This is a genomic window from Rhodopseudomonas rhenobacensis (assembly GCF_014203125.1).
In the GTDB taxonomy this organism is placed as follows: domain Bacteria; phylum Pseudomonadota; class Alphaproteobacteria; order Rhizobiales; family Xanthobacteraceae; genus Rhodopseudomonas_A; species Rhodopseudomonas_A rhenobacensis.
In genome coordinates this window covers 66,374-87,760 of the sequence record NZ_JACHIH010000022.1, presented here as the reverse complement: position 1 = coordinate 87,760, position 21,387 = coordinate 66,374, and the positions used below count along the sequence as shown (strand labels likewise).

Sequence of the window (21,387 nt, the reverse complement as noted above, 5' to 3'; positions counted from 1 at the left end):
CGGCGTCAGACCCGCCCAAACCGGCAAAAATCTATACTTGCAGCCGCACAAAACCGATTCTCGCTCAACGACTTATGTGTTCTTCACGGATGACTTCATCATGCCGAGCCTCTCCGGCACGCCTTCATCGGCATCTTCCGGCTGGTGATGGCGGGCATCGATGGCGATCGCTCAGTTGTAGACTTCCCCGGTCGGCTCATTCGGCACATAGCCGCCGGGCAACGCCGGGTTGGTGGCGGCCTCCTCGGGCGTCGGCAACGCCAGCGACTGCACCGCGCTGCCTTTTTCCAAAGTGGCTTCACGGCCGCGAACCGCACTCAGCGTCCAGCCGCGATAGGCTTCACCCAACCGGAGCCGCAGAATGTCGCGGGAGGACGGCTCCATCACGATGGCAATCCCCTCGGTCCCATTGGAGATCGTGCCGACCAAGGTCAGCGACAACGGTTCGTCCGGGGGCGGCGGTGACTGCGTCGGGGGCGGCGGCGGCGGCGCCGGGACGTTGTTAACCGCCGCCGGAATCGGGCGACGCGACGGCGAAAAGATCGGCCGGTTTCGCGTTTCGACGAGCGCACTCAATGGGATCGACCACAGCGGATTACCGGACCGGATCTCGCTGTTGCGAATGGGATTTGTGGATGGCGCGGCGGGCGCTGCCCGCAACTCGAGCGCGGGCGGCTCGACGGTCTGATCCGGCAGCGCCTCGCCGAGAGGTACCGCGGCGCCGGCCGCGCCGCAGCCGAGCACGACGCACCACGCCAGCACGGCCACGCGCTTCGCCTGCGGAGATCGTATCAGCCTCGTCGCCATTGACCTGAGACTCCGAGAATGACCCGCAAACGGCCGGACACCGCCTCGTTGGCCGCGGCAGCTTGCGGCATTTGAACGTCGAGCTGATCAACGTACAGAAACGGCATTCCCGCCTCAAGGTCGTACAGCAGTCGTTGCAGCGCCGGTTGGTCGACCTCGCAGCTGATCAGCAGGCTGACCAGACCGTCACGGGCCTGGTTGCCTTGCACGTCGACTTGCGACGACTGGATATTTCCGCCGACCTGATTGACCGCCTCCGCGACGCGCTGAAGCAGCGAGGCTCCGGCCACGGTGACGGTCGGCCCCTCGATGAACGGCGAGCCCGGCCGCGCGACGCCGCCCGCGGTGCTGCTCGACAACGCTCCCCTGCGGGCGTTCAATTCCCGCAGCAGATTATCGGCCTCGGCGAGTTCGCGGCGTTGTGTCAGCACGTCCGTGATCGCCAACCACATTACGATCAGGAAGGCGCTCAGCAGCCCGGCAAACACCGCCACGGCGACCCAACGCGACCCCGCAATCGAACGGACGATGCCGACAGCCGGGCTCATTGTTTCGAATCTCCCCGGCGGCCGAGCGACACCTCGATGTGGAATCTCTCGCCCGGATCTCCCGCCGATCGCGTCGTCGGCGCAAAGAACGTGGCCCGCGAGAAGCTCGGCGATTGTTCGATCAGCCTGATCAGCGACGGCGCATCGCGCGACACGCCGACGACCTGCAGCTTGTTGCTGTCGAAATGGAATTCCGTGATGTAGGTGTGGTCGGGCATGACCTGGGTCAGCGACTCGAGCACCAAGGTGGCGGCCGCGGTCTCGTATTTTCGGCGTTCCAGCGTCTGCAACGCGGCCTTGTCCGGCGAATTGGCGCCGCGACGCATCAGCGAACGGATCTGGTCGATCTGCCGGGTGGCCTCCTGCTTCTGCTCCGCGAGCTGGTTGGTGAGCAGCCACGCCGCCGTCGAGGCGGTCAGCGCGCCGGCCCCGGCCACCGCCAACAGCAGCACCAGCGCCTTGCCGAGCCGCGGCACGTCGAGGAACGTCCGCGCCTTCTGCTCGAACACCTTGATCGGCGCAGCCTGGGCGCTCTCGGCGGTCACGATCGTCACCGACGCCGGTTGAAACGTCAGCGCGCGCTGCACGAACTCCATCGCGCCGGACCGGGGGGCGATCGCCACCACCACCGCGATCCGGCTCGGATTGAGCAACGTCGGCGCGGTGCATCCGAAGATGGCTGTCGCGGCGGTCCACGGCGACAGCCGGTCGATCTGCGAACGGACGATCCCGTCAAGAAAGTCGGCGGCCTGTGCCGGCAATTCCAGCGGCTGGAACAGGAAGCGGCGCGGCGCGAGGCGGATTTCGACCCGGCTGCCGCGCAGGCTGGCCGCCGCCGCCTCCGACGGCGTTTCACCCTCCGTCAGCCCCACCGGGAGGGCGCCGATCTTGTCCGCGCTGGCGGCGTGCAGCAGGAACCCGCCGTCGTCCTGCTCGACCAGGCGGACCTGTTTGGGTGAGATCACCCGGTCGATGCCTGCGACGATCATCGCGGCGATCAGTTGCGCCCAGCCGAGGAACAGCGCGCCGATCGCGGCCAGGGCCCTCATCGCTCCGCCGCCGCGATCACCCGCGCCTCCTCATCAAGATCGTTGCGGACGTTCAAGACGCGACACGCCTCCCCGGCGTCGTCGCGCACGAAGACCACCGCCTCGGACTTGACCTGACGACCGTTGTCGAAGGTCATCTGCACCGTCATCCGCATCGCCCTCGATGGCTCCGCTGCAACTGTATCGCCGCCGGCGGCCGCCAGCGTCAACACTCGGCTCGGATCCGCAGCGTTCAGCTCGCGAGCGCTGAGGATCGATTGTACGCGCTCCGGGGTCATTTTGGGCAGCGCAGCAATCACCTGCGGCGCCGCCTCCAGCACATTGATACTGCCGCGGCCGTTGTAGATCGTCACCGAAGGCAGGATCCGCGCGATCACGAACTTCGGAATCCCATGTACCAGCCACAATTCGTCGACATGGGGAAACGGCGCGTGGCGCGGCAGGTAATTCAGGCCCGCCGCGCGATACAGCGAATTCTCGCTTTCGTCGTCGATGGATCCCGCAGAAACGCGCGTACGCCAGCCGACGATGCGGCTGGCATAGGCATCCGCCAGCACCGGACTGATGCCAATGCTGGCGATCAGCCCGGACAGCAACTCGCGCGACGCGTGATTGAGGTCGACCCGCGCGGCTTCAGACCGATACGACGTCGAGATCTTCACCGACCCGACCCGGATGTCGAGGCGGTCGTTGGTGGTGCCCTGCACTCCGCCGTTCAGCCTTTGAAAGCAGGTCATCTCGATCGCCGCGCGAAGCGCGGCCTCGGTCTGCACGCGGTCGGTAGCACCGGCCACCGCGGTGGCGGTGGCGCTGATGAAGGCCGAATAGATCAGCGCCAGGGTGGCCAGCGCCCCCAGCAGCCAGAGCACCGCGACGAGAATGAAGCCCTCCCGGCCTCGCTGTGGGGCGATCATAATTCGCGGTCTCCGGCTGCAGCGGCGCCGGCCGGTTTCGCGCCCTCATCACCGTGGCCGGTGGCAAGACATCCGGCCAGATCCTTGGCCTTGATGCATTCCGCGGCCATGTCGGCCTGGATCACCGCGACGGTCGAGGCGACGATGACCCGGTCGGACACTGCTTCCCGCACCGCGACCCGGATCATCGCCGGCAACTTGCCGGAGCCGGCCCAATCCGAGGCCCACTGCTGGCTGCGTTCCGCATAAGAGAAGCTGACCCGATACGGATTGCGGATCAGCACGACGGGATCGCCGAACTGCACACTCGCCAACGTATCGGAAGGCCGGAAGACGGCACGCTCGCGGACCAGCGCCAACCCCTGATTGTCGGCGCGCTCCGCCAGCCGGATCAATTCCAGGCCGGGCCGGGCCGACGGCCCGATCGCCGGCCGCACAAACGTCACCGACAACGGCGTGCCGAGGAATGCCAGCGCCTGGGGCGCGGCATTGAACGCGACGAATTGCGCTTCCGCCAGGTCGGCGACGACGCGGTCGAGGCCGGTGCCCAGTTTCTCCAGCTGCTGGACCTGGGCGATCCCGCGATTCCAGTTCGGAATCCACTGCGCGGTGACGGTCGCCAGCGCGACGAAAATCACCACCGTCAAGACGATCGCGATCAGCATCTCCAGCATGATGAAGCCGGCCTCGCCGGTCGGCACCGGTTGCTTGCCCGCCGTCATCCCGTCGACCTCGCGATCAGCACCACCGTCGTCAATCGAATGGCGGAGCCGCCGGCGGCGCGAACCTGAATGGTCACCGCGCACGGCGTCCAATTGCTGCGGTTGTCCGCGCCGCGATCCGGCAACGGGGCGACGTCCACCGACCATCGATGCCCACCGCTCTCGCCGATGGTACGCCCGACCTTCAACGATCCGCGATCGTTCAGTCCCGACAACAAGGTTTCCGCGATGCCGCTGATCGCCAGGCGGTCCTGAATATTGCGGCTGCCGCGCACCGTGGTTGCGATCACCGGCGCGATCGCGGCCAGTACCCAGGCCAAGATCGCCAGCGCGATCAGAACTTCGATCAGGGTAAATCCGCGCTGCGGATCAGACCGGCCGTTGCGGAACAATCTCGATGCCTCCCGTCAGCCAATTGACGCGGACCTCGTAGCGCATGCCGGGAGTGAACAGCGCCAGCGTGCCGCCGCATGATCGCCCGGAGGGAAAGAAACCGATCGACGGTCCATTGCCCGGAGCGGGACAGTTGGCGGCCGTGACCGCCTCCAGCGACACATCGCGCGGCAGTTGGATCGTCCGGTTGCTGGACCCCGACCGGATCAGCCGGGCGGGTGCCGCAACGATGGTTGCGACCGCAACGTGACGGCTACGCGCCGCGTTGCGGTCCATTTTCAGGATGCTGGCGGCCTCCACCGCATAAGCTTCCAGCCTGGTGCGCGAGGTGGTGCGCGGGATGCTCGGCAGCAACACGGCGGCAATCATCCCGATGATCGCCAGGACGCATACGATCTCGATCAGCGCGAAACCGCCCTGGCTCCGCTCGTCAGCGCTGGCCGACGACGACGTCTGCTGCCGTTCCGCTTCCACCTTCTTGACCATCCGACCCGAGCGATATGATTTCGAAAGGCCCGCGCTCACCGGGAGACCGGTAGATATAGCTCCGCGACCACGGGTCGCTCGGCACCGCGCCGCCGCGCAAATACGGACCATTCCAGCCAACGGCGCCGCTCGGTTTCTGCATCAATGCAGACAAGCCCTCGCTCGACGTCGGGTACCGCCCCATATCGAGGAAATACAGATCCAGCGCACTCGAGAAGCTCTCCAGCTGAATCCGGGCCGTCTTCACCTTGGAATCCGACAGATAGTTCAGAACCCTGGGTCCAACCAGCGCCATGATCATACCAATGATGGTGATCACCACCAGCATTTCGACGAGCGTGAAGCCGGCCTCCGACCGGCCGCTCCGCGAGCTCCTTTTCGGCCATACCAACCGTCCGACCATCAACCTACGTCCTCTCATCCGACAATCTGGCTGACGGACATGAGCGCAGTCATAATCGACACGATCAGGCCGCCGACTACAACACTAATCGCAATGACCGCGGCGGGGCCGGCGATACCGACAGCCCGATCCAGCGAACGCTGCAGCTTTTCTTCATAGAATTCGGCGACCCGGCCTGCAAGCAGTGGCAGTTGCCCGGTCTCATCGCCAAGCCGCAGCATTCGCGCCGCCATCGGCGGCAGCGCCAGCGACTCCGACAGCGCATCCGACAATTTTGCGCCGTGGCGGACCCGTTCGGCTGCGACCTTCCACGATGAGGAATCTCCGGTGGAGGCCATCATATCGACCAGAATACGCAGCGTGACCGTAAGATTGACCCCGCTGCTGAGCAACACGCCAAGATTCCGGCAGAAAATCGCCGTCTGATAATACCCGATCAGCTGGCGGACGATCGGCGGCCGCGACGCCACCCGCGTGATGGCGCGACGCACCGATTTCTGCCGCAGCAGCAGCCAGGCGCTCAGCAGCGCCGCCGAAGCCACCAACAAGACGGTGTCGGTACTGGCGCGCAAAAACGTCGAGATCGACAGGAAGAACGTAATGATCGGGTCGGTCTTGGCATTGAAATCCTGCAACACCGACGCAAATTGCGGCAGCACGAAAAACATGAAGAAGGTGAGCACCCCGCCGGCGGCGACCAGGATGAAGATCGGATAGCGGATCGCATCGCTCAGCTTGCGGCGCAGCAATTCGGACCGTTCGCGCTCTCCGGCCAGCACCTCGAGCACGCTGTCCAGCGATCCCGAGGCCTCGCCCACTCTGACCAGAGCGACATACATCGGCGCGAACAGATCGGGATACCGTGCCAGCGCGTCGGCGAAACTCTCTCCGGACAGCACGCGCGCGCGGATGTCGAGCACGACGGTTTTCATCCGGCCGATCGAGCGGTCGGATACCAGCAGGTCGAGGCCGTCATTGATCCGCGCCCCGGCGCGCAACAGCAACGCCAGGTCGCGAGTGAACAGCGTGACGTCGGCCGGCTTCGGCCTGTTGAAGAGATCGCGTAGCGACCACGACGACTTGGCTTCGTCGACCGCGACATTGTCGACCAGCACCAAACCCAACTGTTCGACCCGGGCCACGACGTCGCGCTGCGTCGCAGCCACGATCGCTCCGCTGACCAGTTCGCCGCTGTCGTTCAGTGCGCGGTAGCGAAAGCTCGGCATCGACTCACCGGATCGTTGTAACGCGCAGCACTTCGCTGACGGTCGTGGTGCCGGCGCGACATTTCGCAACCGCGTCCTGCAGCATGGTGGTCATCCCGGCAGCGATGGCGGCCCGATCCAGCGTGTCGGAATCCGTGCCCGGCCGGACCAGCTTGCGCATCTGATTAGTCATTTCGAGAACCTCGAAGGCGCCGTGCCGCCCGCGGTAGCCGGTCCCGCTGCAGCGGTCGCAGCCGACCGCCTCGAACACCGTTTCGTTGTGCTGAAATCCCAGCATCTCGAAGCGCGGATCCCGTTCGAGGTCGTCGCTGCCGACCACATGCGGCGCCTTGCATCGATCGCACAACACCCGGACCAGCCGCTGCGCCACCACCGCGCGCAGCGTCGAACTGAGCAGAAAGGCCTCGATGCCGAGATCGAGCAGGCGCGGCACCGCCGCCGCCGCGGTCTCGGTATGCAGAGTCGTGAGCACCAGATGCCCGGTCAACGCCGCGTGCACCGCGATATGCGCGGTCTCGGCATCGCGGATTTCGCCCACCATGATCACATCGGGATCCTGGCGCACGAAGGAGCGCAGCGCGGTGGCGAATGTCAGCCCGATCGACGGCTTCACCTGCGACTGATTGATGCCCGGAATTTCGTATTCGACGGGATCTTCGATGGTCAGGATCTTGCGGGTGGTCTCGTTGAGGATCGACAGCATGGTCGCAAGCGTCGTGGTCTTGCCGCTGCCGGTCGGGCCGGTGACCACGATCATGCCGTGCGGCAAGGCCAGCAGCCGATTGAGCGTCGCCTCGTCGGCGGCGCCCAGCCCGAGCTTGCCCAATTCCAGCAGCCCGCGGTCGCGCGGCAGCAAGCGGATCACGGCGGTCTCGCCGTGCTGCGTCGGCATGGTCGCGACGCGAATATCCAGCTCGCTGCGGCCGACGCGGATTCGCGCCGCGCCGTCCTGCGGCAGCCGCCGTTCGGCGATGTTCAACCCGGCCAGGATCTTGATACGCGAGATCAGCGCCTGCGCCGGCACGTCGAGTTGCGGCGCGGCGCGCAACAGCCCGTCGATCCGCAGCCGCACGACCAGACGGTCACGAAACGGTTCGACATGGACGTCGCTGGCGCGCAGGTCGACCGCGCGCTCGAACAGATCGTTGAGCGCGCGTACCACCGGCGCGCCGCTGGCCAGGTCACGCAGGCTTTCGACGTCGTCGTCGGACTGCTTCTCGGAGATCTGCGCGACACCGGAATCGTCGGCGGCTTCGGCATTCAGCTGTTTTTCCAGCACCGTCGTGATGTCTTCGAACGACCCTACGACGACGCCGACCGGCTCGCCAAACACCAGCTCGGCGGCGCGAATGGCCGCCCGCTCGCAAGGATCCGCCAACGCCACATGATAGCGTCCGCCGGCGTCGCGAAACGGAATGATCTTGGATTCGCGGAGAAAACGCGGCGAAAATCCCTCAAGGATCACGCCGCAAGCAAGTAGCTGCTGCAGATTGAGCCGCTGCAATTTCCAATGCGATGCTACTTCGTCGGCAAATTCCGCAGCGGTAAGATCGGTTAGCTCCCAAAGTTCTTTCAGCGCCGAGCCGCCAACCGAATTAACCGTGTTACCAGGTTGGCCGGTCGGACGCGGCGAAAGTGGGTATCGTTCTGCGAGGCTGCGCTTGAACCCGTCCGGCGAAAGCTCTGCCATCACCCGCTCTCCACGCTCGAGAGACTGGCGAGCGTCCTTTCTAAGGCCTTGACTCTTTTTGTATCCAATACCTAATAGTTAAGCCTTTTTTTTGATTGGGGGCAATGGTTCCTGACAGCATCGCGCCCCGAAATTGCGTCCGGGTAGTGTGGCCATGACGTCGTACCTGGACTTTGTTCTTACTGACTGTCGGTGTCAGCGAGTGGATTGTGTTTCAGACACGGCTTACGAGTTCGGCCTTGCGACTGGCACTGGCGTGTGTGGCGGGTCTTTGGCTTGCGTCCTGCATACTAACGTCGGACCAGTCGATCGAGAGTGATCCTGGCGACCCGCGCGCGCAGGACGTCGTCGACAGGATCAAGGGGCTGGACCTGTCGCCGCGTGCGCCGCGCAACGAGGCGAACGGCAGCATCGGCGCGCCCCGCGCCGCGGTCCCGGAGATCTATACGGCGACCGCCGCGGCGGGCGACACGCCGCGCGGCCGCGACAGCGCGTCCGGCGACGAGGGCTTCGACCTCAATTTCGAGAACGCGCCGATCACCACGGTCGCCAAGGTGATCCTCGGTGATATTCTGCGCACCGGCTACACGATCGATCCGCGCGTGCTCGGAACGGTGACGCTGGCCTCGGGTCGACCGATTTCCAAGACCGACGCGCTGTTCGTGCTGGAAAACGTCCTCCGGATGTCCAACGTGGCGCTGGTGAAGGACAAGGCGGGCTATCGGATCATGCCGGCGCCGGACGCCGTGGGGTTTGGCGGCGTCGATCGCGAAACCAGCACGCAGCCAGGCTATGGCATCAGCGTCGTGCCGTTGCGCTACGTGTCTGCGCAGACTGTGTTCAAGTTGCTCGACACCTTCGGCGTCAAGCCGACGTCGATCCGCGCCGACCAGAGGAGGAACCTGATCCTGGTGCAGGGCACCGGACCGGAACGCAGCGCGGCAATCGACACCATTCTGAATTTCGACGCCGACTGGATGAAGGGACAATCCGTCGGCGTCTTCCCGATCACCAATAGCAGTCCGGAACCGCTGATCAGCGAACTGGAAAAGATCATGGATTCCGGCGAGGGCGGCCTCGGCCAAAACATGGTCAAGCTGCAGTTGATCAGCCGGATGAACGCGATCCTGGTGGTCACCCACAAGCCCGAATTGCTGAAGCGGGTCGGCGTATGGATCGCGCGGCTGGATCGGTCGGACACCGAAGGAACCAACCTGAAAGTCTACTCGCTGCGCTACGGCAATTCGCGTCAGGTCACCGCGTTGCTCAACGAGATCATTTCGGGGCGCGGCGCCAACGGGTCGGGCAGCACCACGGATACTGCGGCCGGCCAGGTGGCGCCGGGCTCCGGCCTGTCGGTGTCCTCGTCATCCTCGGCGGCGGATGTCGAGCGGCGGTTGGGCGCCGGCCCTCCTCCCGGCTCGACCGACAACTCCGGGCAGGGGTCGGGGCAGACCGCTGCCGGCGGCCCCGCAGGCGCCCGCTCCGCGACGCCGCCGCAAACCGCACGGGTCGGCGACAATCTCGGCCTGTTCGGCAGCGCCAACAGCACGCCGAGCAACAATGCCGGCAGTGCGCTGCAGAATGTCCGCATCACCGCCGACGTGACCAACAACACCATCCTGGTCTACGCCAATCAGGAAGCCCACCGCATCATCGAGCAGACGCTGCGGCAGATCGACCGTCCGCAGCGCCAGGTGGCGATCGACGCCACGATTGCGGAAGTGACGTTGAATGATAGTTTGACCTATGGCGTGCAGTTCTTCCTGAAGAGCGGCAACAACGGCTCGATCGTCAATACGCTGGGCAACGCCGCGCTGAGCCGCGTGCTACCAGGCTTCAACCTGTTGGTCGGGCCCTCCGATCAACCGAAGCTGGTGCTCGATGCGCTGCACGGCGTCACCGACGTCAAGGTGCTTTCGAATCCCTCGCTGGTGGTGCTGGACAATCAGGTCGCGACGCTTCAGGTCGGCGATCAGATTCCGGTCTCCACCGGCAGCGCCACGGTGCTGACCTCGAACAACACCATCGTCAACACCATCGATTATCGCAACACCGGCATCATTCTGCGGGTGCTGCCGCGCAGCAACGCCAACGGCAATATCGTGCTCGACATCGAGCAGGAGATCAGCAATGTCGGATCGACCGATCCGAATACGCTGACCCCGACGATTTCCCAGCGGAAGGTGAAGAGCTCGATTTCCGTTGCGAGCGGACAGACCGTGCTGCTGGCGGGGCTGATCAGCGATCAGGAAGACAAGACGCGCAAGGGCATCCCGCTGCTCGACCAGATCCCCGGGGTCATCGGCGACAGCTTCTCGCACCAGAACATCAGCAAGAGACGCATCGAGCTGATCCTGTTCATCCGGCCGACGGTGGTTCGCGACGCCTTCGATGCGCATCTGGTCGCCGAAGAGCTGCGCAGCAAGATGAATGGCCGAATGATCGGCAGCAGCATCCCGGTCCCGGTGCAGCCCGCCCCCTTCGTTCGCCGCCAGTAAGCGGTGCGGCCGCTGCCGAGCATCGCGACCCAGTCGGCCGTCGCGGCGACCCTCGCGGTCGCCGGGGTGCTGGGCAGCCTGCTGGCGGCGCCATCGGTCGAGGGCGCCTTCGGGGCGACGCTCGCCGCCGTGATGCTTGCAATCGCCGCCATCGACGCCCGCAGCCGCATCATTCCCAACGAACTGACCGCGATCACCGCGATTCTGGCGCTGGTCCATGAGGCATGGCTGGCCCCGGACGCCGGGCTGCACGCCGTCGGCGCCGGGGTGATCCGCGCGGCTACCATCCTGCTGCTGTTCTGGCTGCTCAGCGCCGGGTTCCGGCGGCTGCGCGGCCGCGACGGGCTGGGCTTCGGCGACGTCAAGCTCGCCGCGGTGGCCGGGCTGTTTCTCGACTGGTTCACCATCGTGCTGGTGGTGGAGGCGGCAGCGCTCTCCGCCATCATCGTCCATCTGTCGTCCGGGCTGTTCGGACGGCGACCGTTGACGGCAAATACAGAGATTCCGTTCGGACTCTTCCTCGCGCCGGCGATCTGGCTGGGCTGGCTCTATCAGACGCTGATATGAGCCGTAAGGACGACGATCACCGGGCCACCCGCGTCGTCGGCAGTTCCGGCTGCGGATACCATTCCAGCGCACGGCGCCGGGATTCCGCGATCTGGCCGCGCGTCATCTTGCTGGCGACCGCGTCGCGCAGACGCGTGCGATACTCGCGTGACCCCTTGGACGCGCTGGCGGCCGAGAGGTTCAGCCACTTGTCGGCCTCGACAAGATCCTGCCTCACCCCGAAGCCCTTGTCGTACAGCAGACCCAACGAATACTGCGCCGTGCCATTGCCCTGCTCGGCCGCGCGCCGATACCAATACGACGCCTCGGAGTAGCTCTGCGGAACTCCCCGGCCATACTCGAACATGAAGCCGAGATAGGCCTGCGCCACCGGGTTGCCACCCTGCGCCAGCGGAATGAAGGTGCGGGCCGCCGCCGTGAAGTCCTCGCGCGCGAACGCGGCCTGGGCGCGTTGCAGCGGCCCCGCGGTCGCGCCGGAGACGGTCAGCAAGCCGCCGACGATGGCGCCCGCTGTGAGCATGGCAGTCAAAATGGCCCTCGCGCGCGACGACGGCCCGATCCTTGTCGTGATGGTCATTCCGCCTCACCTCGCCCCGCCCGCGCTGCAAGCCATCATTCTAAGGAAGCGCCTCGCGATGGGAAGCCACTTTTCAGCGCTCCGCGCCAACGATCGTTGCGGCCCCAATCGCGGGGGCGACGACCGCCGCGTCACCGCGGCGGAGCGGCGTTGGCGGGTGCCGACGGATCAGGAATTCACCTCCAGGGACGAGGACAGTCCGCTGATGTTGGCGCCGACGGCACTGTAGTTCATGGCCACCCTTTCGAGAACGCTACTGATCGGAGACGGCGTCGTGGTGATCGGCGCCGGTGCGCTGGCGATTGGGCTCGGCGCCGCCGTGATGGGGCTCGGAGCGGAGCTGATCGGCGTCAGGCCATTGCTGATCGGCGGCTGCGCGTCGGTGACCGCGGTGGTCCCGGCCGACCCGGAGGTCGTAGCCGCGGTCGCCGCCGTGGGATCGCTCGCGATCGGGCTGCTCAGGTCGTCCACGGAACCGCCGGGGATCAACAGCGTGATGCCTGCATAGTCGTAGATGCCGGTGTCGAGGCCGGCCTTGCCGGCGCCAAGTCCACCTGTCGTGTTACCCGGCCCGGGCGGGACGGAAACCGGCGCCGATGGCGCCGACGGATCCGGCGTCGTACTGATGGTATCATCGGCCGGCAAGACAAAGGCGACCGAGCTACTGGTCTTGGCACCGCCCTTCTGCGCGGTAAAATCGAGCAGCGATGATAGCTGTCCGACAGAAGAAAGAAGCGTGCTCATTGAAAACCTCGCAATCAGTATCTGGAAATACCAAATTACTAACCGGATTATGGTTAATTTTTCCATAAATAATCGTTTCTGACCGCACCGCCCGCGCCAAACGCATGAGCGGAGCCCCACTATCCGCCGGGACAAATCGACGCCGGCGGTCGCCAGATCAGATCAAAGAGCCGCGCTGCTACACATCGACGCCCCGCTCACCCCCCATGATTCCTTTGGGATGAGCAGGCCGACGGCACCGCGTCGCGGCAACGCCTCCCGGCGTGCGAACTTAACGACGTACCCGATCAGTCAGAAATCACAGACAAATACCCGACGTAGCTGCGGACCAATAGCGGTCAGCACCGGAAGCATCCGGTAGCAGCCATTGTCGTTTCGATAGGACGCATAGGGATCATACCGATAGACCGGACCATAGACCCCCACGATCGGATCCCGCGACCAGTGGCGCCCCCAGCCCGATCCCAGCCAGCCGGCGCCGTGCCAGTCGACTTCGGGACGCTCCTCGACATGCGCGGCCGAGGAGACTGTGAGCGTTGCGGTCAGCACCGCCGCCGCGATGAGAAGTCGCTGTCCCATGTCCCGCCATTTGATGCATCCGTCCGGATCGTCGCCCTATCGGTACGGCGCTCCAGGCGGCATTCCCGGCACTTGCGGAAGCTTATTGGTCGGGCGGTCGCCAGGCAATGGGGCCAGCGGTGAGCGGTCGCCCGGCGGCGGTCGGGTCGGAGCGGTTGCGTCAGGCGGCGGGACAGGCAAGGAAGGCGACTGCGTGGTGGGCGCGTGGGGGCGTGGTTGCCCCGACTCCGCCGAAACCCTTTTGGCGAGGGCAACCGCGGCCAGTGCTGCCAGCGCCACCGCTGCGATCCGCTGAGATGCTGCCAAAGCTCTGTCGCCTCCCCTGCGTCCGCTCGCGCACAATCAGAAAACCGGGTCTACACTGTGCAAGCTGATCGGACATTGTGGCCAAATTCGCAGCCGGACCCGGCGCCGGCCGCCGCCTCCCGATGCTGTCGTGCATGGCATCGCGGAAGCCCGATCGTCGGTTGACAGCGGCACGCCGGCTTGGCAGCGCTACGTCCCAGGCCGCGCGATCGTTCTGTCGCGGCCTCGTCGCCTCGATCCCACCATGACCGGCGCAGTCCTTCTCGGCCGACAGCGGAGAGTGTCATCCTCACCATGCGAATTCCTTCCGACAGCGGCCCCCACCACCGCCATGGCCTTGGCGACGTCGCTGCGATCGCGGCGATGGTGATCGCCTGCCATCTGGCGTTGCTGCAATTGCCGTTCGTCAATTTCGAATGGGCCTTTAACGCCGCGGCCAACTTCGTCGCCACTGGTGATCGAGCGCTGGCCGAGCGCTACTTCGAGGTCGAAGCCAACAGCCTGGTGGTCCCGGCGCTGGGCGCCGGCGTCGCCAAGATCCTCGGGATCTCCGTCGATCTCGGCTGCCGGCTGCTTTCCATTCTCGGCGTGGCGCTGGTGGCGCTGGCGTTGCCGGCGCTTTCCTCAGGCCTCGGCCGCGCGCGGACGATTGCGCTCGCGCTGCTGTTGCTGCTCAATCCCTTGGTATGGACGTTCTCCGGTCGCGGCACCGCGGATTTCTTTCCGGCGGCGGCGGCCATGTGCGCCATCGCCCTGCTCTGGCACCCCGCAGCGGCCGCGAGGCTTGGCGGCGTCGTGCTGTTCGCGTTGGCCGTGATCGCCAAATATCATGCCGTTCTGCTGCTGCCGCTGGTGGCTCTCAGCCCCCGGCCGCAGAGCCTCGGATCGCGTGCGGTCTGGCTGGGCGCTACCACCATGCTGAGCGCCGTCGCGCTGCTGATCTACAATGCCGCGGTGCACGCCCGGTTCGGCTTCTGGCTGACGCCGCCGGCGTTTCAAATCGCCCACGCGCCGGCGCTGTCTTTGATGCTGTCCAATCTCACGCAGTATGGCGGCTACCTCGCGATCCTGGCGGCGCCGCTTTCATTCACCCGGGCGCTGCTGCCGTGGTCATGGTCGCGAACCGTGGCGTCGGCGGTGGGGCTCGGCGCGGCTTTTGCCGCCGGCTATTGGCTGCTGGCGGCCAACGGCGAAATGTCGTTCGGTCCGTTCGACCGCTGGATCAGTCCCGAATTCGGCCGCGGCGCCCTGGCAGGTTGCTGCGCGCTGTTTCTGATCAGTTTGATCGATCCCCGCAGCGCGATGCTGAGCCGGCGCCATGCGGTGTCGGCGGCCATCCTGCTGTTCGTGCTGTGCCTCTCGATCAGCCGGCCGTCGCAGCGCTATCTGTTGCTGATCTTGCCGTTCTACTACGTCCAGCTGGTCCAAACCGCGGTGTCGACCCGGCTGATCGCCGCCACCGTGGCGACGTTCGTGCTGCTCAACGCCTTGGTCGCCGTCAATCAGGTGGCAACCGGGCGGGTTGCGGCAGCGCTCGCCGATGAGATCAGCGCGCGCGGCCTGGTCGGCCAGGTCGACCTTGGCAGCTACGTCTCACATCTGGCGATGCCGTCCGCCAATCCCGCCCGTGCCAGGTATCGGGCAACGGACGGCTGCAGCGACCGCGCGCTGGTGTGCGTCTCTGCGCAATTCGGCTGGACCCGCCAAGCCTCGATCGTCGCGCTGACGCCGGAGTGAGACGCCGCGCGCGCTCCGACGACCATCGGCCGACAGCCGTTGAACGGCGGTCGCAGTGCTTCTAGGATCGACTCCCGTTCACAGGAATTGAACATGTTCTTCATCTTCGGATCGGCCAGATCAGGCACCACGCTTCTGGCCCAGGTGTTGTCCGCCCATTCCAAGCTGATCGTTCCGGCGGAAACCGATTTCATCGTGCCGGCCAACTACATCTACCAGCGGGTCCGGGATGCGGGGGTACGACGTGCGCTGCTGGCGGACCTGATCCCCAACACGTCGCTGTTCGACGACAGCCTGGGCCGCTACATGTCGCGCGCCGAGGCCAAGGCGCTGATCCTCAACGGCAGCGACGACCTCGGCGAGCTGTTCGCCGAGCTGTACGGGTTGCTGGCGCAACGGGCCGGCAAGACGCTGGCCGGCGACAAATCTCCGAACGACTTGCCGCTTTTTCCGCTGCTGCAGGCCAACGGCATGTTCAAGGCCAATCCCAAAGTCATTCATATCGTGCGCGATGTGCGGGATTCCGGCGCCTCGGTGTTGCGGCTCGGCTGGGTCGACGAACGCGTTCTGAAGGAATTTCACGCCCGAAATTGGCAGAACACCAACCTCAAGCTGAGCCAGGCCATGCAGGGCGACCCCAACTATTTCTTCCTGCGCTACGAGGACTTCGCCACCGATCCGAGGCCGTGGTGCGAGCGGCTCTGCAAATTTCTCGAGTTCGATTTCGAGCCCGAGATGCTGGAGGAAACCCGACGCGACACCCGCTACGACCACGTTGCCGCGCATTCGCGGATCACCAGCAAGATCTCCGGCGACGCCATCGGATCGTACAAGAACTACATGTCGGAGGAGGAAGCGGAGAACTGGACAAACCACGCCAAAGCGGCACTGCAGCTGTACGGCTACGCCTGATCGCCGGTCGCCGCCGTTCGGCTCGGTCGTTGGGTCGCCAAGGCGATGCCCACGCGGTGTGGCTCCGCCGCACGTTTCGGCAGGAGCGAGGACGTTTGACGGCGTTACAGGCTGGCGTTGCGGCTGCCGATCGATCTATGGCCGATGGTGGGCCTTCTTGGACACGTATCGAACTATATGCCTCTCACCACCCCCGGAGGTCCGTGCTGTCTTCGAAGAATTCAGACATTCGTGGGGGGCCAATGCATCCCGGCCGGACGAAGCGAAAGTCCCATCAATAGCCCGCAGGCGGCGCAGGCGTGGACTTGATAGCCCTTCATAATCCGCGGAGCGCTACATCCCCCCTCGTACGTTCAATACCGGAATCCTCTGGGAGCATTGGCTGCTGCCCCCGAAGTGACAGCGAAATAGGACCTTTTCCCTGTCTTCGTGCTTCACGACCACGAGCTAAAACAACACAACCATTTTGTCCTTCCGACCAAGCCCATATCGGCGCTTTCTTGTTTGGCATCCCACAAACCAAAAAGCCTGTTAGTGTTCTGATTCGGTATACCATCATCGCCATCGTTTTCCGATCGGATGCCTCCAATGCGGAAATCCGGTTGCGCGCTGGTGCCGCCGGTATCAGATCCTTATTCAGTCCTGGAAATTCCTAGCTACTCGCCACCGCATGCCCAATACAACACCACGAATGGCTGACTTGCGGCTCGACACGACGGGAGTGCGTGGCGCGTTCGAGGAGTTTTGCTGCCAACTGTTTCGGCGCGCTCCGGAAGTCACTGGCAATAGCCGGTACCGGCGCGTGCGCGGAGATGGCGGCGATGGCGGGGTCGAGGCATTTTGGACAATGCTGACGGGCGAGGTTTGGGGGCTTCAGGCCAAGTTCTTCGATACACTCGGCGCGAAGCAGAAGACCCAGCTGACAGAGTCTGTGCGGCAGGCGGCGGCAAATTATCCCAGCCTCACGAGCTACACGATTTGTCTCCCATTTAACCTCACTGCCAAGACTGGCGCCAAGGCCGGAAAGCCCAAAAGCGGACAGCACGAGAAAATCTCCGAATGGATTACGGAATGGAATTTGGAACTTGCTGCCGGAGGGCGGACAATCGAATTTGACATCTGGGATGAAAGCGAACTGCTCGGACGCTTGGCGGCTGCCGATACAACTGGTGGCCTTGAACGCTACTGGTTCGATCAGGAGGCCTTGACCCCGGGCTGGTTCGCCGAGAGGCTTACCGAAGCGAAGGCGCAGGCAGGACCGCGTTACAGCCCCGAATTGACCGTCGCGACGCCTCTGGACGAGGCCCTGCAAGCGTTTGGAAAATCCGAACTTTGGACCAAGAAGATAGAGCAGCTTGCCAACAATTACGCCGACAAGCTTGATTGGTGGCGCAAGACCGCAGAAGGCAAGATTGAAGCTCTTAGCAGTTCGCCCAAAGAACTGACGGATGAAGCCAAGGCAGTTCTTGAGGCAGCTGAACCGCTGGAGCAAAGTCTAAGCGGCGCAAGTGAGAATCCTCAGCTATTGACGCTTCCCGCATTCCGGGACGCCGTCCGGCTGTCTCTTGCGCGCGGCACTGCACTAGAACCTAAGGTCAAAGAAGCTCTTCTCGCAAAACATGGAGAAGATGCGGACAGTCCTGGATTCCGCCAATGGAGTGCGGAATACATGGCCGATTTCCCGATGGCACCGCTCGATCATTTGCGGGACCTCCTGGTACTCCTTCGTGAAGTTGAGGTTCTTGCCAATCAACCCGAAGGCCAACTTCCAGCCGCAACCGGCATGCTGCTGCGCGGCGAAGCCGGCATCGGTAAAACCCACGGTATTCTCGACGCTGCGGTTCGACGTCACGCGTCCGGTCTCCTGTCGCTTGTGCTGTTTGGCGAGGACGTAACGGGGAATGACCCTTGGCAAACAGCCATTGCAAAGCTCGGGCTCGGAAATGGACTTGGCCGCGATGCCGTCCTTGACGCATTGAACGCGGCCGGTGAATCCACAGGATTTCCGCTGATCATTTTTATCGATGCCCTAAATGAGACTCAGCCCGATCGCCGGAAGTGGCAAAGCTGGCTGCCGCCAATGCTTGAACAGATCAAGCGCCGACCGTTTCTCAAGCTGTGCGTGAGCTGCCGTGAAATCTATGTGCGCGAAGTGATGCCACCCGGGCTCGATATTCCTACCATCGAGCATAATGGGTTTCTCGGTCGGGAATATGAGGCGTTGTTCGCGTTCTTTCAGCATTATGGACTTGGTGTACCGGCAGAGCCTCTCTTACAGGAAGAGTTCGCCAACCCGCTCTTCCTGCGCTTGCTATGCGAAGCCCTGCGTGACAGCGACACCCAAGCCATTCCGGCGGGCCGTGAGGGTATCCGTGCAATTATCAATCTGCTGCTCCGCGCCAAGAATGAACGTGCCGCGGTGGCTTGCGATTACGACCATCGTGAGAATCGGGTGAACGACGTCATGCTACGCATTGCCGGAACAATGGCGGCGGCTGGCAGCAGAACGCTGCCGCTAGCGGATGTGCGGTCGTTGGTCGACGGACCTTCGGCTACCCAATCGCAATCACTCTTCGCAGTACTCGAATCGGAATCGCTTGTTTCGATCATCGAACATCCGGGCTTGGGCCTTGGCGCCGAAGCTTCGTATTCCGTCCGTTTCACTTTCGAGCGTATCGGTGACCATCTCATTGCAGAAAATCTATTGGCTGGAATCACAAACGTGCCAGCTGCGTTTTCTCCCGGAGGCACGCTTCATTTCCTCGCCGCAAGCAATGATGCGGTCGGGGCCAATGCCGGGGTGCTGGAAGCGCTTTCGATCCAATTGCCCGAAGCGCACGGGGTCGAACTCATAGATGCTCTGGAGGGTGTTGAGCAGGCTCTTTTGTGGAGCCCGTTCATTGCTGGTCTACAATGGCGGGACCCGCAATTTGTTGTGGATCGCACCGTGCAGCTTGTTCGCGAAGGGCTAAGTTCGAGCCAGACCGTTGCGGCAATATTCGAAGTCCTGCTTGGCGTTGCCGCCAGGCCTGATCATCCTCTGAATGCGCGATTTCTGGATCGAATGCTCAGAGGCGCCCCCTTGCTCGCGCGCGATCCGTTCTGGGCCTATCGGTTAGAAGATTCGTTCTCGGGCTGGAGTGATACGGTGCGTCCTAGGAGTGGCGTACACCGGCTCATCGAAACCGCGCGCCGCGGCAATCTCAACAATCTTCCCGATGCCGTCGGGGCGCTTTGGGCCATCATGCTCGCCTGGTTTTGCGCGTCACCAGACCGCCGTATCCGTGATCAAGCTACTATGGCCATGGTGAGCATCTTTCGTGCACGACCGGGCTGCATCGCCCCTCTGCTGCAGCGTTTTTTGGCGAGCGATGATGAGTATATCATCGAGCGCGTTCTTGTAGCCGCCTATGGCGCGCTGCTTCTCAATGAGGAAGTGCCTGACCTCCGCGATGCGGCCAGTGTCGTTTATGACTTCTACTTCGCGGAGGGCAATCCGCCGCGTAATGCAAGCTTGCGTGATCACGGGCGGCTTATCATCGAATTGTCCGCTGAGCGAGGCGTTGCACCTGACGGGGTGGATGCAACGCTGTATCGTCCGCCCTACAGAAGCGCTTGGCCGATCGCGCTTCCCTCCGAGGAAAGCGTAAGAGCCTATGCCGAAGATCGAGAACGCTTTCCTCAGATGAGCCTCGTGCAGAAGATTGGCCTCGCCACAGGGACGGACTTCGCGCGCTACGTTGTCGAGCCGCGCGTGACAAGCGCCTTCGATATCGAGAAAGCCGGGCTGGACAAACTAGGGGTCTTTCGGTGGTTTCTTAAGGAGGCCGTAGAGTTCGGTTATCCCGGGCCCAGCGATCAATGCGCTCATTTTGATCGTGCTCTGCTGAGCGAATTTGGCGGCGGCCGTGGGAAGCCGGGCTGGGCCGAACGTCTCGGAAAGAAGTATTACTGGATATTTTTACGCCAGCTCGTGGGTCAAATGGCCGATCATGCCGACCGGAAGACCTGGTCCGCGACCCTTCCGCCTTCGGCCGAGCTACAGGGCCTCAACCTGCGCGATATCGATCCGACCGACATCCGCCAATTCTTGCCTCCGCCGACCAGCGATGATACTTGGCTGAAGCCCGCCCCCTATGTGTTTCGCGGACGCGATATCCCAGCAGAGGACGCCGGTTGGGTCGGTGAGGACGATCTCACGGATATAGCTCAGGCATTAGAACTGACCGATCCAGAGGGCGCGGTTTGGCATATTCTCGATATGGATGAATCTTGGAACGGGAAGCGGACAGGTTCCCGACGTTACAACACCTACCGCCATGTGACCCGAAGCGTACGCGCGGCAACATGCGATGCCGCGGATACCAAGAAAGTGGCGAAGGCGTTCGCCAAAGCCCCTCTCGATCATTTTAATCACGGACCGCACGATTACCGCGGCTATCTCGGCGAATACCCGCGCCGGTGGCCCTATACACACCGTTCGGAAGATCCAATCACCTTCGGTGGCGAAGATAGTGGTGTTACCTTTCATCATCTTGCACTACGCCAGCTACGCGGCAGGGAATGGGAACGTGACTACAGTCAAATTGGCGAATCAAAGACGCTCCTAACGCCCTCCACGGCGCTGGTGCAAGCAAGCAACCTTCAGTGGGATCACCGTGGTGGTTGGCAAGACTCGTATGGCCAGGTCCAAGTTCAGGACCCACGGTGGTGGTCGGAGGAACCCGCCGCTCTCATTTGCCGCGCGGATTATATGAATCGGTTCTTGAAGGAGAATAACCTCGCGCTGATTATTCTTGGGTTTCAAATGAAGTTTATTGCTGGACTCATGGACGGCGGCGGGCGCGTAACTGAACGCACACTCTTCATCCGGCATCGAGGCAAGACGAGTTTCGTCGACCGCAATATAGTGCGCGACTAGCACGCAAATTTGTTTGCAGCTCGAAGGCCAGACTCTTCGATTGTAACGCCGGCCAACGCGGCCTCTTCGGCTCAAGCCGAATTGCCCCAGGGGCGCAAGGACGCTGGTCAGGGTCAGGGCCTGTTCCGGATAGTCGGTGCGCCCGCCGCTCCTCGGCCATGGTCGCCGCCAATACATAGAGCGCAGCATCCCGGTCGCGCAGGATCGCCTGGATCGCGGCATCGCGCGCCGGCGGCGGCGTCGAAATCTCGACGGCGGCCAGCCGGACGGCAAACTGCCGAAGCAGGTCCGCTTGGGCGTCGACC

The 21,387-nt window shown here is 63.7% G+C and carries 18 protein-coding genes; 5 read left to right on the top strand and 13 right to left on the bottom strand.

Annotated elements, in window-relative coordinates; translation table 11 throughout:
* Positions 1-171: 171 nt before the first annotated feature.
* The 10 genes from HNR60_RS16505 to HNR60_RS16460 are packed head-to-tail and all read right to left on the bottom strand — an operon-like array spanning position 172 to position 8,238.
* The gene (locus HNR60_RS16505; RefSeq protein WP_184259416.1) at positions 172-807 is read right to left on the bottom strand and encodes a hypothetical protein; all 636 of its coding nucleotides are present in this window, start codon (positions 805-807) and stop codon (positions 172-174) included.
* Positions 792-1,301 (bottom strand): type II secretion system protein GspM, encoded by a 510-nt coding sequence (gspM, locus tag HNR60_RS16500; RefSeq protein WP_347339351.1) that lies wholly within the window; start codon positions 1,299-1,301, stop codon positions 792-794. Before gspM ends, HNR60_RS16505 begins: the two co-directional genes overlap by 16 nt.
* 50 nt (positions 1,302-1,351) lie before the next feature.
* Entirely contained in the window at positions 1,352-2,404 is a 1,053-nt protein-coding gene (locus HNR60_RS16495; protein ID WP_184259412.1) for a PilN domain-containing protein, read from the bottom strand.
* Positions 2,401-3,318 (bottom strand): type II secretion system minor pseudopilin, encoded by a 918-nt coding sequence (locus HNR60_RS16490; protein ID WP_184259410.1) that lies wholly within the window; start codon positions 3,316-3,318, stop codon positions 2,401-2,403. The genes HNR60_RS16495 and HNR60_RS16490 overlap by 4 nt, the downstream gene beginning before the upstream one ends.
* Positions 3,315-4,040, bottom strand: coding sequence for a PulJ/GspJ family protein (locus HNR60_RS16485; RefSeq protein ID WP_184259408.1), 726 nt, complete (start codon positions 4,038-4,040; stop codon positions 3,315-3,317). The genes HNR60_RS16490 and HNR60_RS16485 overlap by 4 nt, the downstream gene beginning before the upstream one ends.
* Positions 4,037-4,432, bottom strand: coding sequence for a type II secretion system protein (locus HNR60_RS16480; RefSeq protein WP_184259406.1), 396 nt, complete (start codon positions 4,430-4,432; stop codon positions 4,037-4,039). Before HNR60_RS16480 ends, HNR60_RS16485 begins: the two co-directional genes overlap by 4 nt.
* On the bottom strand, positions 4,410-4,919 hold the full coding sequence (locus HNR60_RS16475) for a type II secretion system protein (RefSeq protein WP_184259404.1): 510 nt from the start codon (positions 4,917-4,919) through the stop codon (positions 4,410-4,412). The genes HNR60_RS16480 and HNR60_RS16475 overlap by 23 nt, the downstream gene beginning before the upstream one ends.
* Positions 4,864-5,322, bottom strand: a complete 459-nt coding sequence (gene gspG, locus HNR60_RS16470; protein WP_184259402.1) for a type II secretion system major pseudopilin GspG — start codon at positions 5,320-5,322, stop codon at positions 4,864-4,866. The genes HNR60_RS16475 and gspG overlap by 56 nt, the downstream gene beginning before the upstream one ends.
* A gap of 14 nt (positions 5,323-5,336) precedes the next feature.
* Positions 5,337-6,548 (bottom strand): type II secretion system F family protein, encoded by a 1,212-nt coding sequence (locus HNR60_RS16465; RefSeq protein ID WP_184259424.1) that lies wholly within the window; start codon positions 6,546-6,548, stop codon positions 5,337-5,339.
* Positions 6,549-6,552: 4 nt separating this feature from the next.
* Positions 6,553-8,238 (bottom strand): GspE/PulE family protein, encoded by a 1,686-nt coding sequence (locus tag HNR60_RS16460; protein ID WP_184259399.1) that lies wholly within the window; start codon positions 8,236-8,238, stop codon positions 6,553-6,555.
* Positions 8,239-8,477: 239 nt separating this feature from the next.
* On the opposite strand from HNR60_RS16460, the gene gspD reads away from it, so the two are divergent.
* Positions 8,478-10,739, top strand: a complete 2,262-nt coding sequence (gene gspD / locus HNR60_RS16455) for a type II secretion system secretin GspD (RefSeq protein ID WP_210313620.1) — start codon at positions 8,478-8,480, stop codon at positions 10,737-10,739.
* 3 nt (positions 10,740-10,742) lie between these two features.
* A complete protein-coding gene (locus HNR60_RS16450; protein WP_184259397.1) occupies positions 10,743-11,306 on the top strand; it encodes a prepilin peptidase in 564 nt (187 codons plus the stop codon).
* Between the two features lie 16 nt (positions 11,307-11,322).
* Here HNR60_RS16450 and HNR60_RS16445 read toward each other — a convergent pair whose 3' ends face one another.
* The 3 genes from HNR60_RS16445 to HNR60_RS16435 form a co-directional block, all read right to left on the bottom strand.
* On the bottom strand, positions 11,323-11,883 hold the full coding sequence (locus HNR60_RS16445; protein ID WP_184259395.1) for a tetratricopeptide repeat protein: 561 nt from the start codon (positions 11,881-11,883) through the stop codon (positions 11,323-11,325).
* Positions 11,884-12,051: 168 nt separating this feature from the next.
* Positions 12,052-12,693 carry a hypothetical protein gene (locus HNR60_RS16440; protein WP_210313618.1) on the bottom strand — a complete coding sequence of 214 codons (642 nt, stop codon included), beginning with the start codon at positions 12,691-12,693 and terminating at the stop codon, positions 12,052-12,054.
* Between the two features lie 225 nt (positions 12,694-12,918).
* Positions 12,919-13,206 (bottom strand): hypothetical protein, encoded by a 288-nt coding sequence (locus tag HNR60_RS16435; RefSeq protein WP_184259392.1) that lies wholly within the window; start codon positions 13,204-13,206, stop codon positions 12,919-12,921.
* A 600-nt stretch (positions 13,207-13,806) separates the two neighbouring features.
* On the opposite strand from HNR60_RS16435, the gene HNR60_RS16430 reads away from it, so the two are divergent.
* The 3 genes from HNR60_RS16430 to HNR60_RS16420 all read left to right on the top strand — a co-directional run bounded on the left by HNR60_RS16430 (position 13,807) and on the right by HNR60_RS16420 (position 21,082).
* The gene (locus tag HNR60_RS16430) at positions 13,807-15,249 is read left to right on the top strand and encodes a hypothetical protein (RefSeq protein WP_184259390.1); all 1,443 of its coding nucleotides are present in this window, start codon (positions 13,807-13,809) and stop codon (positions 15,247-15,249) included.
* A gap of 93 nt (positions 15,250-15,342) precedes the next feature.
* Entirely contained in the window at positions 15,343-16,161 is an 819-nt protein-coding gene (locus tag HNR60_RS16425) for a sulfotransferase family protein (protein WP_184259388.1), read from the top strand.
* Between the two features lie 847 nt (positions 16,162-17,008).
* Complete coding sequence (locus HNR60_RS16420) at positions 17,009-21,082, top strand: NACHT domain-containing protein (RefSeq protein WP_184259386.1); 4,074 nt, start codon at positions 17,009-17,011, stop codon at positions 21,080-21,082.
* The last annotated feature ends 305 nt before the right edge of the window (positions 21,083-21,387 follow it).

Excerpts from the sequence above, each read along its gene's own strand:
- HNR60_RS16505 (WP_184259416.1), bottom strand. The coding sequence starts at position 807 with ATGGCGACGAGGCTGATACGATCTCCGCAGGCGAAGCGCGTGGCCGTG.
- HNR60_RS16495 (WP_184259412.1), bottom strand. The coding sequence starts at position 2,404 with ATGAGGGCCCTGGCCGCGATCGGCGCGCTGTTCCTCGGCTGGGCGCAA.
- HNR60_RS16490 (WP_184259410.1), bottom strand. The coding sequence starts at position 3,318 with ATGATCGCCCCACAGCGAGGCCGGGAGGGCTTCATTCTCGTCGCGGTG.
- HNR60_RS16485 (WP_184259408.1), bottom strand. The coding sequence starts at position 4,040 with ATGACGGCGGGCAAGCAACCGGTGCCGACCGGCGAGGCCGGCTTCATC.
- HNR60_RS16475 (WP_184259404.1), bottom strand. The coding sequence starts at position 4,919 with ATGGTCAAGAAGGTGGAAGCGGAACGGCAGCAGACGTCGTCGTCGGCC.
- gspG (WP_184259402.1), bottom strand. The coding sequence starts at position 5,322 with ATGGTCGGACGGTTGGTATGGCCGAAAAGGAGCTCGCGGAGCGGCCGG.
- HNR60_RS16465 (WP_184259424.1), bottom strand. The coding sequence starts at position 6,548 with ATGCCGAGCTTTCGCTACCGCGCACTGAACGACAGCGGCGAACTGGTC.
- HNR60_RS16460 (WP_184259399.1), bottom strand. The coding sequence starts at position 8,238 with ATGGCAGAGCTTTCGCCGGACGGGTTCAAGCGCAGCCTCGCAGAACGA.
- HNR60_RS16445 (WP_184259395.1), bottom strand. The coding sequence starts at position 11,883 with ATGACCATCACGACAAGGATCGGGCCGTCGTCGCGCGCGAGGGCCATT.
- HNR60_RS16440 (WP_210313618.1), bottom strand. The coding sequence starts at position 12,693 with ATGGAAAAATTAACCATAATCCGGTTAGTAATTTGGTATTTCCAGATA.
- HNR60_RS16435 (WP_184259392.1), bottom strand. The coding sequence starts at position 13,206 with ATGGGACAGCGACTTCTCATCGCGGCGGCGGTGCTGACCGCAACGCTC.
- HNR60_RS16430 (WP_184259390.1), top strand. The coding sequence starts at position 13,807 with ATGCGAATTCCTTCCGACAGCGGCCCCCACCACCGCCATGGCCTTGGC.
- HNR60_RS16425 (WP_184259388.1), top strand. The coding sequence starts at position 15,343 with ATGTTCTTCATCTTCGGATCGGCCAGATCAGGCACCACGCTTCTGGCC.
- HNR60_RS16420 (WP_184259386.1), top strand. The coding sequence starts at position 17,009 with ATGCTGACGGGCGAGGTTTGGGGGCTTCAGGCCAAGTTCTTCGATACA.